This window comes from Mesorhizobium sp. (genome assembly GCF_005063415.1).
In the GTDB taxonomy this organism is placed as follows: domain Bacteria; phylum Pseudomonadota; class Alphaproteobacteria; order Rhizobiales; family Rhizobiaceae; genus Mesorhizobium.
Genome location: NZ_SUEG01000141.1, coordinates 1 through 13,117, shown reverse-complemented (window position 1 = coordinate 13,117; position 13,117 = coordinate 1). Strand labels below are relative to the sequence as shown.

Below are 13,117 nucleotides of genomic sequence, written 5' to 3'. Positions count from 1 at the left end.
GTGGTGCATCTGGTGCCACGCGCCAGCCCCTTGCCGGCAGAGGTGAAACGGCTCAGCCGCGTCACCGAGGCGGCGTTCGGCCAGCGCCGGAAAATGCTGCGGCAGAGCGTGAAAAGCCTCGGCGGCGAGGCACTGCTCACCCGCGCCGGCATCGATCCGACCAGGCGTGCGGAGACGCTCAGCGTCGAGGAATTCGTTCGCCTGACCAACGCGGTGTGATGCCGGGACGCGTCCGCGTGGAATTTCCGCTCTCATGGCATAGATAGCCGGACAAACCCTGCCCGGAGAGAAACAATGGCCGCCTATGTCATTTCCGACGTCACGATCCGCGACGCGGAGGCTATCGAAGCCTATCGCGCCGGCTGCCTCCATCGCCCAGCATGGCGGGCGCTATCTGGTACGCGGCGGCGAGGTGGAAATGTTGGAAGGCGACTGGTCTCCCGGGCCGCTGATCATCGTGGAATTCCCCGACATAGACACGGCGCGGCGTTGGTACCGCTCCGCCGAATATGCCGCGGCATTGGAACTGCGCGATGCCGCGCTCAGCCGCAATCTGATCCTGGTCGCGGGGACAGCGCCTTGATCAATCCGTCTTTTCGTCGAGCAGCCCCGAGACGAAATCGAACAGGCCCGGCCGGCGATCGCGTCTGAGCCGTTCGGCCGTGACGATGCCCCGCACCTCGGCGAAAGCGCGGTCGAGATCGTCGTTGACGATGACGAAATCATATTCCTTCCAGTGCTCGATCTCGTTACGGGCATTCTTGAGCCGCGTCTCGATCACCGCTTCCTGGTCCTCGGCGCGACGCTTCAGACGCGCCTTCAATTCCTTCATCGAAGGCGGCAGGATGAATATCGAGACGATGTCGGCGCGCATCTTCTCCTTGAGCTGCTGAGCGCCTTGCCAGTCGATGTCGAACAGCATGTCCCGGCCTTCGGCCAGCGCCTGTTCAGCCGGCTCGCGCGGCGTCGCGTAGCAATTGCCGTGCACCTCGGCCCATTCGAGCAGCGCGTCCGAATCGCGCAGCCGCTCGAACTCGCGCATGGTGCGGAAGTGGTAATGGACGCCCTCGATCTCACTGCCGCGGCGTGGCCGCGTGGTGACCGAGACCGACAATTCGAGGCTGGAATCGCTCTCCAGCAGGTTGCGGGCGATCGTCGACTTGCCGGCGCCTGACGGCGACGACAAGACCAGCATCAGCCCGCGGCGCCGAATGCGGGAACCCAAATCCCTAGTGGTCATGGGGCTTGGCAGTCATGTGGCTTGGCATCGGGATCATTCCAGATTCTGGACCTGTTCGCGAAACTGGTCGACGACCGCCTTCAGTTCCAGCCCGATGGCGGTGACCGCGGCGGCATTCGACTTGGAACACAGCGTATTCGATTCGCGGTTGAATTCCTGTGCCAAGAAGTCGAGCTTGCGGCCGATGGCGCCACCGCCGGCGAGCAGCGCCCGGCCCGACGCCACGTGCGTCTTCAGCCGGTCGATCTCCTCGCGTATGTCGGCCTTGGTGGCCAGGAACGCCGCTTCCATATGCAGCCGGCTGGCGTCCAGGTTGGCGGACGCGTCCATCAACAGGCGGATCTGCTCGGCGAGCCTTTCGCGGATCGTGGCCGGCTCGCGTGATGGATCGGCCTCGGCCCGCAGCGTCAGCGCCTCGATGGCATCGATATGGCCGGACAGCAGGGAACGAAGTGCGGCACCTTCGCCCTGGCGCGCCTGCTGCAGCCCGTTCAGTGCTGCTTCCAGCGCCGACAGTATTGCGGTATCGAGCGCACTGCGCGCCTCTTCGGTTTCGATGGTTTCGGGAATGTCGAGCACGCCGCGCAGCGCAAGCAGCCCATCGGCCGCCGCAGGGGCTACTCCGAACTGCTCCTGCAGTCGCTTGGCCAACCCCGCCAGATCCTTCAGGAAAGCCTCGTTGACCACAGGTTGCGCTTGAGCGCCGGCGGCGCGGCCAATGGTCAGCGTCATCTGGAAATTGCCGCGCGCAAAACGCTTTTGCACCGTCTGCCGGACGGCCGGCTCCAGCCGGTCGAAACCTTGCGGCAGCCGCAGCCTGACCTCGACGCTCTTGCCGTTGACGGACTTGGCTTCCCAGGCAATCGAAGTGCCGTCGTGTTCGGCGACACTGCGCGCAAAACCGGTCATGCTCTGCAAGTTCATGTAGCCGTGCGTCCCTTTGCCGAATGCCCTCAAGCCGGAACGATTTCTCCGGACAGGATCATGTGAATTTCAATGTCATAGCAGCCCTTGCACATCCACCCGGACATGCACAGGGCGAACCTGATGGCGTCCGGCCCTACTGGGCGGCGGTGGCGCCCGCATCGTCAACGATGGCTCCCGCCGGCGTGTCGGCTCCGGTATTGGTTGCCCCGGCCTTGGCGGCGTCCTGCGCCTGCTTTTTCAGCAGTGCCCGGTAGCGAGCGACGTTCTCGTTATGCTCATCGAGCGTTGCGGCAAAGACGTGGCCGCCGCTGCCGTCGGCGACGAAGTAAAGATCGCTGGTCTTCGACGGATTGGCGACTGCCTCCAGCGCCGCACGACCGGGATTGGCGATCGGCGTCGGCGGCAGGCCGTTGATCAGATAGGTGTTGTAGGGCGTCGGCTTCTGGATGTCCGACTGATAGATCGGGCGGTCGATGGGTTTGCCCTTGCCGCCGAACAGGCCGTAGATGATGGTCGGGTCCGACTGCAGCCGCATACCTTTGGCCAGCCGGTTGAGGAAGACGGCGGCTACCCGCGAGCGTTCATCGCCCTTGCCGGTCTCCTTCTCGACGATAGAGGCCAGGGTGACAAAATCCTCAACATCGGCGATCGGCAGATCCGGCGCTCGGCGCTGCCAGACTTCGTCGACCAGCTTCTTCTGGTCGGCCAGAAGCTTGTCGACCATCTGCTGGCGTGTTGCGCCGCGGGTGAAGCGCAGCGTGTCGGTGGCGAGGCTGCCCTCAGGTGGAGTGGTCGACGGCATATCGCCGGTCAGCGCGTCCTGCTCGGCGATCCGTTGCAGCGCCTGCTCGACCGTCAGCCCCTCGGGGATAGTCAGCGAATACATCACCGACTTGCCGCTCTTCAGCAGTTCCATGATATCGTGCATCGACGCCTGCGGCTTGATCTCGTATTCGCCGGCCTTCAGGGCGGAATCATTGCCAAAGGCGCGCACGCCAAGGCGGAAAATGCGGGCGTCGCTGATCAGCCCTCGCCGCTCAAGCTGGTCGGCGATCTCCTGGACGCCGCTATTCGGCTTGACCAGGAAAGTGTCGCCATTGGCCGACGGGCCGGGCTCGTTGAACTCCTGCTTGCCGAAATACAGCGCAACGCCTGCCGCCAGAACCATCAGCATCACCGAAGAGATGACGAAGTTCATGAACACGACGAACTGGCTCCGCGAGGCACGCGAGCGCTTCGGCGGCGGCGTACCGGCCTCGGGCCGCAACGCCTCGCTGGCCGTCTTCGGCACGATCGGGCCGGGCGTTGCTGCCCGTTGCCCGAATTCCCCGTTATCGGCCGGATTTGTGTTCATAGCGCCCTACCATTTGATCTTGCGACGAATCCCCTCGGGCAGAGTAGGGGCGAATATGGCAAAATTGACGGCAGACGGAAACCGGCGGAGCGGTCAGCCATTGTAGCGCTGGAAGACGAGCGAGGCGTTGGTGCCACCGAAGCCGAAGGAGTTGGATAGCGCCACGTCGATCTGCCGGGCTCGCGGCTTGTGCGGCACCAGGTCGATCGCCGTTTCGCGCTCCGGATTGTCGAGATTGATGGTCGGCGGCGCGATGTTGTCGCGAATGGCGAGGATCGAAAAGATCGCCTCGGCAGCACCAGCCGCGCCCAGCAGGTGGCCAATCGACGATTTGGTCGACGACATCGATATCTTCGAGGCGGCGTTGCCGACCAGCCGCTCGACGGCGCCGAGTTCGATCGTATCGGCCATGGTCGAGGTGCCGTGCGCGTTGATGTAGTTGACATCGGCCGGCGTCAGCTTCGCCCGGTTCAGCGCCGCAGTCATGCAACGGAAAGCGCCGTCGCCGTCTTCGGCAGGCGCGGTGATGTGATAGGCGTCACCGGTCAGACCGTAGCCGGTGACCTCGGCATAGATCTTGGCGCCGCGGGCCTTGGCGTGTTCGAGCTCCTCGAGCACGACAACACCGGCGCCCTCGCCCATGACGAAGCCGTCGCGATCGCGATCATACGGGCGTGAGGCCGTTTGTGGCGCGTCGTTGCGCTCGGTGGAGAGCGCGCGGCAAGCGGCGAACCCGGCGACCGACAGCCTCGTCACCGGCGCTTCGGCGCCGCCGGCGACCATAACGTCGGCATCGCCCCAGATGATCAGCCGGGCGGCATCGCCGATGGCGTGCGCACCGGTCGAGCAGGCGGTGACGACGGCATGGTTGGGGCCTTTCAATCCATGCCGGATCGAGACCTGACCGGAGACGAGGTTGATGATCTGGCCGGGGATGAAGAACGGGCTGATGCGGCGCGGACCGCGTTCCTTGAGGATCATCGCATTCTCGGCGATGCCTTCGATGCCGCCGATGCCCGAACCGATCAGCACGCCGGTGGCGCACTGTTCCTCATGCGTCTTCGGCTGCCAGCCGGAATCCTTGAGTGCCTCGTCGGCGGCCGCGATCCCATACAGGATGAAGTCGCCGATCTTGCGCAGTTCCTTCGGCTCGAGAACGGATTCAGGATTGAAAGTGGCATTGGAGCCGTCACCGCGAGGAATGACGTGGGCGACCTTGCAGGCAAGGTCTTCCACCTCGAACTCGGTGATGCGCTTGGCTGCGCTGCGGCCGGTCAGAAGCTCCTTCCAGCTGTGCTCGAAGCCCATGCCGAACGGCGAAAGCAGCCCAAGGCCCGTGACGACGACACGCCTCATCGCAGGTCCTCCCCGGTGTTGACTGCAAATAGCGTCAGGCGGAGGCCTTGTCGATGTATTTCACCGCATCGCCAACAGTCAGGATGGTCTCGGCCGCATCGTCCGGGATCTCGACACCGAATTCTTCTTCGAACGCCATGACAAGTTCGACCGTGTCGAGGCTGTCCGCGCCCAGATCATCGATGAAGCTCGCCTGCTCCGTCACCTTGTCGGCATCGACGCCAAGGTGCTCGATGACGATCTTTTTGACGCGCTCTGCGGTGTCACTCATTTGGGCATCCTCGTCTTTTGGTTGTCTGTCTTCGTTAGCGGGCAGAATGCCGCTAATCAAGCTGAAAGATGGTCCTGCCGGAAACGCAACGGAACAGGACCGGTTTTTGCCCGAACCGCCGGGTTGCGGGCGGCATTACACGAAAAATCCCGTGCATCCAAGACGGAATGAAGCGTTTTCCCAAGTGTTAGATCATTGCCATGCCGCCATTGACATGAATGGTCTGGCCGGTGACGTAGGCTGCCTCGTTGGAAGCCAGGTAGGCGACGGCAGAGGCGACTTCGGCGCCCGTGCCCATGCGCCGGGTCGGGATCGCCGCCATGATCGCCTCTTTCTGCTTGTCGTTGAGCTTGGCGGTCATCGCCGATTCGATGAAGCCCGGGGCGACGCAGTTGACGGTGATATTGCGGGTGGCGATCTCCTGCGCCAGCGATTTGGAAAAGCCGATCATACCGGCTTTGGAGGCGCAGTAATTGGTCTGGCCGGGATTGCCGGTGACGCCGACCACTGAAGTGATGTTGATGATGCGGCCATGCCGGCGCCGCATCATCGGATGGGTAAGCTCGCGGGTCAGCCGGAACACGGCGGTCAAGTTGACCTCGAGCACGCTATCCCAGTCGGCATCAGCCATGCGTACGAACAACCCGTCCTTGGTGATGCCGGCATTGTTGACCAGGATGTCGACGCCTTCGAGATCGGCCTCCGCCTTCTGGCCGAGCGCCTTGACGTCGTCGCGATTGGAAAGATTGGCCGGGAACAGCTTGACCCGGTCGCCCAGTTCGGCGGCCAGCGCCTCCAGTTTCTCGATACGTGTGCCGTGCAGGCCGACGATGGCGCCCTGGGCATGCAGCACGCGGGCGATCGCCTCGCCGATGCCCCCCGATGCGCCGGTGACGAGCGCCTTGCGGCCGGTCAATTCGAACATTCTTGCCTCCTGATCTGAGCGAACACCCTTCGCATGGAGCGGGGTCAAATCGCCAGTTGATTATGCAAGCGCCGCCAGCGCCGCCTCGACATCCGCCGCCGATCCGATGCTGCTGGTGGCAATGTCGCGGTTGATGCGGCGGGCCAGCCCCGACAGCACCTTGCCGGCGCCCACTTCGTAGAGCGTCGCAACGCCATTCGCGCCGAACCACTCCACCGTTTCGCGCCAGCGCACGCGCCCGATCACCTGTTCGACGAGGCGGCGGGCGATCTCGTCGGGATCGCTCGTCGGGGTCACCGTAACATTCGAGACCAGTGGCACGACCGGCGCACTCTTCGTCACGGCGGCCAGCGCCTCCCGCATAATCTCGGCCGCAGGCTTCATCAATGCCGAATGGAAGGGCGCCGAGACCTGCAGCATCAGCGCCCGCTTGGCGCCCTTCTCCGTGCATAGCCTCGCCGCCAGTTCGACCGCCGGCCTGGCGCCGGAGATCACCAGCTGGCCGCCGCCATTGTCATTGGCGACCTGGCAAACCAAGGCTTGTGCGGGATCTTTGGCGGCGCCTTGGGCGGCCTCTGCGCAAGCGGCCTCGACGTCGGCCTGTTCCAGCCCGATGATCGCCGCCATGGCGCCCTCGCCGGCCGGTACAGCCGCCTGCATGGCATTGCCGCGGATACGCAACAGCCGGGCGGCGTCGACGACCGAAACGAAACCAGCGGCCGCAAGTGCCGAATATTCACCGAGCGAGTGGCCGGCGACATAGGTGACCTTGCCGTCCAGGGAGAAGCCGCGCGCCTCCAGCGCCCGGACTGCGGCAAGTGACACCGCCATCAGCGCCGGCTGGGCATTGGCGGTCAGCGTCAGCATCTCTTCCGGGCCTTCCCAGATCAGCTGCGATAGTTTTTCGCCGAGCGCGTCGTCGACTTCCTCGAAGATCCGCCGCGATTCCACAAAAGTATCGGCGAGGTCCCTGCCCATGCCGACAGCCTGGCTGCCCTGCCCCGGAAAGGTGAATGCGATGGCCATCGTCGGCTCCCAGCTGCTGGTTCTCGTTGCCTGTGACGCAAGGCGTGCGGCCAAGTCAAGCCCAACTTTGACCGCGCAATGTCGGCCGAGTGCCTGTTTCGGCAGGCTTTTTGGCGATCACTCATGATGAAAACCGCTCACGTTTTGTTTGTTGGCTCTTCTTATTTCCGCCGCAGACGCTAGGCTTTGCGTGACAGTTCGATGACAATCGAGTGACGCTTTTGTTGCGGGCCGGGGAACTATTGAAGTGGCAAAGACCAAGCAGAGCGCAGCCGAGGCGGCGCCACAGTTTCTTGAAGGCGATCCGTCGACCGGCTATCTGCCGGCGCGCAAATGGCCTGTCATCCGCTATGGCCTTATCAGCTTGCTGGCCGCGGCCATCCTGGTGTTTGCCATCGAACTGATCGTGCGCGGCAACTTTGCCGGCACCATTGATTTCTTTCTGCAGCCTTTCAAACCCGGCTGGACCACGATCATCATTTTTGCGCTGATCCTCATCGGTCTTGACGCCGTGCTCGGCCGCAGCCATCAGAGCCTGATGATCGTCGCGCCGCTGACGTTGTCGCTGGCGTTCGTCGGCCACCAGAAGTCGCTCTATCTCGGCGATCCGCTCTATCCGACCGATTTCCTCTATTCCCGGCAGATCGTGGCACTGATGCCGCTCCTGGTACGCGATCGCCCGGGAACCGCCATTGCCCTGGCGATCGGCATTGCCGGCGGGCTGTCGCTGCTCGTCTATGGCTGGCGGCTATGGCGCCGCCGCGTTCCGGCACTCAGCCACAAGGGCCGCCTTGCCCGGCTGACGCTCACGGTGCCGCTGATCGCCTTCTTCGTCTCCATCATGGACTATGCCACTTTCTCGTGGACGCGCGACCGGCTGCAGATCATCCCGATCATGTGGGACCAGAAGGAAAACTATGCCTCAAACGGTTTTGCGCTCGCCTTCGCGCTGAACGTCCCGATGGCCCACGTCTCGGCGCCGCCCGGCTATTCCGACAAGGCAATCGAAGCGATCGGCAAACCGCAGGTAACGGCCTCGGTACCCGCCGAGAAGCCCGACATCATCGTCGTCATGAGCGAATCCTTCTGGGATCCGACCAAGCTGCCCGGCGTCACCATCACACCCGATCCTATCCCCAATGTGCGGGCACTGCGCACGGGCTACATGTTCTCGCCCGAATTCGGCGGCATGACGGCCAACATCGAGTTCGAGGCCCTGACCGGCTTTTCCAACGCCTTCCTGCCGGCGGGCAGCATTCCCTACCAGCAATATGTGCGGACGCCGACCCCCTCGCTCGCGGCCTTCCTGAAAAGTCAGGGCTACCGGGCGCGCGCCATCCATCCCGGCACCAACTGGTTCTGGAACCGGGGGGCGGTCTATGCCGATTTCGGCTTCAACGACTTCAAGTCCGAGGAGACGTTGCCGCCCATGCAAAAACGCGGACCGCTCGCGTCGGACGCAGCGATGACCGACGAGATCATCCACGAAGCCGATACCAGCGCCGAGCCGGTCTTCTTTTTCGCCGTCAGCCTGCAGAACCACGGACCATATGAGCCGTATCGCTATAACAATCCGACCCATAAGGTGCAGGCGCCGATCAGCCAATGGGCGCGTGAATCGCTGTTGAGCTATGCCGAAGGCTCTTCCGACGCGGACCGCGGCCTCGAGCGGCTGATCGAATGGGCGAAGAAACGCGAGCGGCCGACGGTCATCGCGTTCTTCGGCGACCATCTGCCGCCGCTTGGGCCGGTCTACGTCGAGACCGGTTTCCTGAAGGACAATGTCGCGCCGCGCAAGGAGGCGGCCGACCAGATGCTGCTGCACCACCAGACGCCGTTGGTCGTCTGGTCTAACCGCAGCGGCCCGGCCGAGGATCTGGGTGCCGTCAGCCCGGCCTTCCTGCCCTACCATATCCTGAAGACGGCTGGCATCAGCCATCCCTATTACACCGGCTTCCTCGGCCAGTTGCGGGAGCGCTACCGCGTCATCGACCGCAATTTGCTGTTGGCACCGGGGGGCGACGCCACCCCGGATTGGTCGCGTCGAAAAGAGATCGACCCGGCAATCCGCGACTTCCGTCTGCTGCAATATGACATGATGTTCGGCAAGCGCCATGCGGCGCCCGATTTTTTCCCCGAAACCACAGGCAAAGTGGCTGCGCACACGAGCTGAGCAGCGGCGGCGGGAGAGCGGCCTGTGGCCGGCGACATTGGTCTGGAATAACGGTCGAAGACGTCCTTGCGCGTAGCGTCGATGTCGCCGAGATGCGAAGATGCAAGCCACGCCCGCCGGTGCTGGAACTTCGCATGGTGGTTAAGGTCCGGTTTCAGGAAATCCGTAAAACCTTGCCGTCGAGGCCCGTGGCGCTCTAGGACGGTGGGAGACTAATCGAGCCGTTTGCCCTGTCGTTTGGCCTTGCTTTGCGGTCAAATTCCTGTATAGACGCCCGCAATCTGCCGGTCCTTGCTGGGGGCTGAACGGAGGGCCGGAGGTCTTTCGAAACCTTCGCGTGAAGCCAGAAGCGCTTCCGCCTCCCGTGTCTCCGCTCTCGACCGTCTCGTCATGCTCCTTTCTTCCCCGCCTTCGCAAGGATTGCGGGTCAGAGAAGTTGCAGAGGCTTTTGCCGCCGGGAACCGGGAGAGAAACGAAGAAAGGCACGAACACTATGGCTCTATACGAACATGTGTTTCTTGCCCGGCAGGACCTCTCGCAGCAGCAGGTCGATGCGCTTGTCGAACAGTACAAGGGCGTCATCACCGCGAATGGCGGGTCCGTCGGCCGGGTCGAGAACTGGGGACTGAAGTCCCTTACCTACCGGGTCAACAAGAACCGGAAGGCATATTATACACTCATGGACATCACCTGCCCGCCGGCCGCGCTCAATGAAATGGAGCGCCAGATGGGCCTGTCCGAGGACGTACTGCGTTTCCTGACCATCAAGGTCGATGCGCATGAGGAAGGTCCGTCGGCAATGATGCAGAAGCGCGAAGAGCGCTCGGAACGCGGCGGCTTCGGCGATCGCGACCGTGGCGATCGTGGCCCGCGCTCATTCGGCGACCGCGATCGCGGTGACCGTGGTGATCGTCCGCCGCGCAGCTTCGGCGATGGCGGTGCCGATCGTGGCCCGCGCCGTCCGCGCGAAGGCTTTGAAGGAGCGGCAGAATAATGGTCGATATCAACCAGATCCCAACCCGGCGCCCCTTCCACCGTCGCCGCAAGACCTGCCCGTTCTCCGGCGCCAATGCCCCGAAGATCGATTACAAGGACGTGCGGCTTCTGCAGCGCTACATTTCCGAGCGCGGCAAGATCGTGCCATCGCGCATCACCGCCGTCAGCCAGAAGAAGCAGCGCGAACTCGCCAAGGCGATCAAGCGCGCCCGCTTCCTCGGCCTGCTGCCCTACGTGGTCCGCTAAAATCTACGCGGGCGGTTCGCCGCCCGCTTTTTTGACCGGCTACGACGGGCGTAGCCGGATCGAACACCAAATCCCGGGTTGGATTTCGACAAGAGATCCTAACTGCCGCGACAGGCAGGACAGCGACACAGGCGGCGACGCCCCAGCTTCCTGACCTGTTCCAGACAACTCGGCGCCGATCCTGAGGATAGCGCCCAAGCGAAGGAACAAAACCATGGAAGTCATTCTTCTCGAACGCGTTTCCCGCCTCGGCCAGATGGGCGATACCGTCAAGGTCAAGGACGGGTTCGCCCGCAATTTCCTGCTGCCGCAAGGCAAGGCGCTCCGCGCCAACGAAGCTAACAAGAAGAAGTTCGAGGGACAGCGGGCCCAGCTCGAAGCCCGCAACCTGGAGCGCAAGTCCGAGGCCGCGCAGATTGCAGAAAAGCTCGACGGCAAGAGCTTCATCGCCGTGCGCTCGGCCGGCGAAACCGGTCAGCTTTATGGTTCGGTCTCGACGCGCGACATCGCCGAGCTGGTGACGGCGGAAGGTTTTTCGGTCAACCGCAACCAGATTCTGCTCAACCAGCCGATCAAGACCATCGGCGTCACCAACGTGGCGATCGCGCTGCACCCGGAAGTCGAGGTCACCATCACGCTGAACATTGCCCGCACGGCCGACGAAGCCGAGCGCCAGGCCAAGGGCGAAACGCTGACCACCGCCGAAGCCATCTACGGCGAGGACATCAACGACAATGCGCGGCCGGAAAACTTCTTCGATCCGAATGCGGAGTTCGAGGGCGGCGAAGACAACGGCTGATCGTCATTCGTCGGCATTCGCCGGCTAACGCTATTCTGGACCAATGCCCGGGCCCCGTACCCGGGCATTTTTATGCCAAATGGAACTTTTCCAAACCCTATATCTTGATGCAGAATAGGACAGCATGTCTGGCCGAGAGGGGACAATTGGTCATGAATATTCTGCTGAAACGCGTTCTCGACCGCCTGGTCCGCACAGGCAATCTCAAGGTGACAGGGCCGCAAGGCTCGATGGTGACTTTCGGTGACGGCAGCGGCGAGCCGGTGCACATGCACATCAAGACCAGGCATGCCGAGCGCGCAATAACCTTCGATCCGATGCTGGCGGTGCCGGAAGCCTACATGGACGGTGAACTCGACATTCTCGAGGGCGGCGTGCTGGGGGTAATGCGCATTGCCTTCCAGAACATGGGCAGCGGCGGTATCGATGCCACCTGGTCGAGGGCGATCGAAGGTCTGCGCCACGCCTTCCGGCGCCTGCAGCAGATCAACACGGCGTCGCGGGCGCGCCGCAACGTGCAGCGCCATTACGATCTGTCCGGCGACCTCTACCGCCTCTTCCTCGATGAGGACATGCAGTATTCCTGCGCCTATTTCGAGCAGCCGGACATGACGCTCGACGAGGCACAAGCGGCCAAGAAGCGCCATATCGCCGCCAAGCTCAGGCTGAAGGCCGGCCAGACGGTTCTTGATATCGGCTCCGGCTGGGGTGGGCTTGGCCTCTATCTCGCCAAGGCATTCGACGTCGACGTACAGGGCGTGACGCTGTCGACCGAGCAGCACGGCGTCGCCACCGACCGCGCCCATGCGCAAGGCCTGCAAAACCGGGTGCATTTCGACATCAAGGACTATCGCGAGCTCAATGAGCGTTTCGACCGCATCGTCTCCGTCGGCATGTTCGAGCATGTCGGGGTCAATCATTTCCGCACCTTCTTCGACAAGTCGGCGACGCTGCTGAAGCCGGACGGCGTCATGCTGCTGCACACGATCGGCCGCTCCGGCGTGCCGTGGGCAACCAGCGCCTTCATCCGCAAGTACATCTTCCCGGGCGGCTACATCCCGTCGCTCTCCGAAGTGATGCCGGCCATCGAAAAATCGGGGCTCGTCGTTACCGACATCGAGGTTCTGCGGCTGCATTATGCCGAGACCTTGAAGCATTGGGGCGAGCGCTTCGCCGCCAACCGCGACAAGGCCAAGGCGATTTATGACGAGCGCTTCTGCCGCATGTGGGAGTTCTATCTTGCCGCCTCGGAAGCTGCCTTCCGCTGGCAGGATCTGGTGATCTTCCAGATCCAGATTGCCAAGAAGAACGACACGCTGCCGATGACGCGCGACTACATGGCCAGTTGCGAGAAGGCGCTGGAGATGCGCGATCTTGGACGTCGCGAAAAGGCTCCGGCGGCCAAGCCGGCTCGCCGCCGCAAGGTGGCGGATCCCGAGTAGACTGCCGGCATCACGCCATTGCCGCTTGCCATTGCCGGCCGGCACCCTGAAAAGGGTCCCGTCAACGCGGGACCTTTTTTCATGACCTACCTCCTCTACGTCGCCGCCGCACTTGCCGAGATCGCCGGCTGCTTTTCGTTCTGGGCGTGGTGGCGGCTGGAAAAATCGCCGCTGTGGTTGGCGCCCGGTCTCGTCTCGCTCGTGCTATTCGCGTGGCTGCTGGCTCTGGTCGACACCAGCGCGGCGGGCCGGGCCTACGCAGCCTATGGCGGCATCTACATTGCCGCCTCGCTGGCCTGGTTGTGGCTGGCGGAAGGCGTGCACCCCGACCGTTGGGATCTTGCCGGTGCCGCGATCTGCAT

Annotated in this window: 14 protein-coding genes and 1 pseudogene; 8 read left to right on the top strand and 7 right to left on the bottom strand. The window is 63.2% G+C overall.

The genetic code is table 11. The annotated features are described in order from the left end of the window. Positions 1–219: rRNA adenine N-6-methyltransferase family protein (locus tag E5W70_RS26035; protein ID WP_292663878.1), on the top strand; the 219-nt coding region annotated here is incomplete at its 5' end. A 75-nt stretch (positions 220–294) separates the two neighbouring features. Then, positions 295–583, top strand: a pseudogene (locus E5W70_RS26030) (DUF1330 domain-containing protein). Here the strand turns inward: E5W70_RS26030 and gmk are convergent. From gmk to fabD, 7 genes are all read right to left on the bottom strand, one after another. Beyond that, positions 584–1,240, bottom strand: coding sequence for a guanylate kinase (gmk, locus tag E5W70_RS26025; RefSeq protein ID WP_292663876.1), 657 nt, complete (start codon positions 1,238–1,240; stop codon positions 584–586). 33 nt (positions 1,241–1,273) lie between these two features. Beyond that, positions 1,274–2,164 carry a YicC/YloC family endoribonuclease gene (locus E5W70_RS26020; RefSeq protein ID WP_023677702.1) on the bottom strand — a complete coding sequence of 297 codons (891 nt, stop codon included), beginning with the start codon at positions 2,162–2,164 and terminating at the stop codon, positions 1,274–1,276. A 136-nt stretch (positions 2,165–2,300) separates the two neighbouring features. After that, on the bottom strand, positions 2,301–3,521 hold the full coding sequence (gene mltG, locus E5W70_RS26015; protein WP_292663873.1) for an endolytic transglycosylase MltG: 1,221 nt from the start codon (positions 3,519–3,521) through the stop codon (positions 2,301–2,303). Positions 3,522–3,614: 93 nt separating this feature from the next. Further along, positions 3,615–4,877 carry a beta-ketoacyl-ACP synthase II gene (gene fabF, locus E5W70_RS26010; protein ID WP_292663871.1) on the bottom strand — a complete coding sequence of 421 codons (1,263 nt, stop codon included), beginning with the start codon at positions 4,875–4,877 and terminating at the stop codon, positions 3,615–3,617. 34 nt (positions 4,878–4,911) lie between these two features. Continuing rightward, positions 4,912–5,148 carry an acyl carrier protein gene (locus tag E5W70_RS26005; protein ID WP_006203723.1) on the bottom strand — a complete coding sequence of 79 codons (237 nt, stop codon included), beginning with the start codon at positions 5,146–5,148 and terminating at the stop codon, positions 4,912–4,914. A gap of 187 nt (positions 5,149–5,335) precedes the next feature. Next, the gene (gene fabG, locus E5W70_RS26000; RefSeq protein ID WP_292663869.1) at positions 5,336–6,073 is read right to left on the bottom strand and encodes a 3-oxoacyl-[acyl-carrier-protein] reductase; all 738 of its coding nucleotides are present in this window, start codon (positions 6,071–6,073) and stop codon (positions 5,336–5,338) included. A 60-nt stretch (positions 6,074–6,133) separates the two neighbouring features. Next, entirely contained in the window at positions 6,134–7,099 is a 966-nt protein-coding gene (fabD, locus tag E5W70_RS25995; protein WP_292663867.1) for an ACP S-malonyltransferase, read from the bottom strand. 247 nt (positions 7,100–7,346) lie between these two features. Between fabD and E5W70_RS25990 the strand changes: the two genes are divergently transcribed. From E5W70_RS25990 to E5W70_RS25965, 6 genes are all read left to right on the top strand, one after another. Further along, positions 7,347–9,272: an LTA synthase family protein gene (locus E5W70_RS25990; RefSeq protein WP_292663865.1), complete on the top strand. Its 1,926-nt coding sequence runs from the start codon at positions 7,347–7,349 to the stop codon at positions 9,270–9,272. 493 nt (positions 9,273–9,765) lie between these two features. Continuing rightward, positions 9,766–10,266 carry a 30S ribosomal protein S6 gene (gene rpsF, locus E5W70_RS25985; RefSeq protein WP_292663863.1) on the top strand — a complete coding sequence of 167 codons (501 nt, stop codon included), beginning with the start codon at positions 9,766–9,768 and terminating at the stop codon, positions 10,264–10,266. Continuing rightward, positions 10,266–10,514: a 30S ribosomal protein S18 gene (rpsR, locus tag E5W70_RS25980; RefSeq protein ID WP_006203718.1), complete on the top strand. Its 249-nt coding sequence runs from the start codon at positions 10,266–10,268 to the stop codon at positions 10,512–10,514. Before rpsF ends, rpsR begins: the two co-directional genes overlap by 1 nt. Before the next feature lie 214 nt (positions 10,515–10,728). Further along, entirely contained in the window at positions 10,729–11,313 is a 585-nt protein-coding gene (gene rplI / locus E5W70_RS25975) for a 50S ribosomal protein L9 (protein ID WP_254820243.1), read from the top strand. A 152-nt stretch (positions 11,314–11,465) separates the two neighbouring features. After that, positions 11,466–12,755 carry a cyclopropane-fatty-acyl-phospholipid synthase family protein gene (locus E5W70_RS25970; protein WP_292663860.1) on the top strand — a complete coding sequence of 430 codons (1,290 nt, stop codon included), beginning with the start codon at positions 11,466–11,468 and terminating at the stop codon, positions 12,753–12,755. An 81-nt stretch (positions 12,756–12,836) separates the two neighbouring features. Beyond that, positions 12,837–13,117, top strand: a 281-nt coding sequence (locus E5W70_RS25965; RefSeq protein ID WP_292663858.1) for a YnfA family protein, incomplete at its 3' end; no start/stop codon positions are given.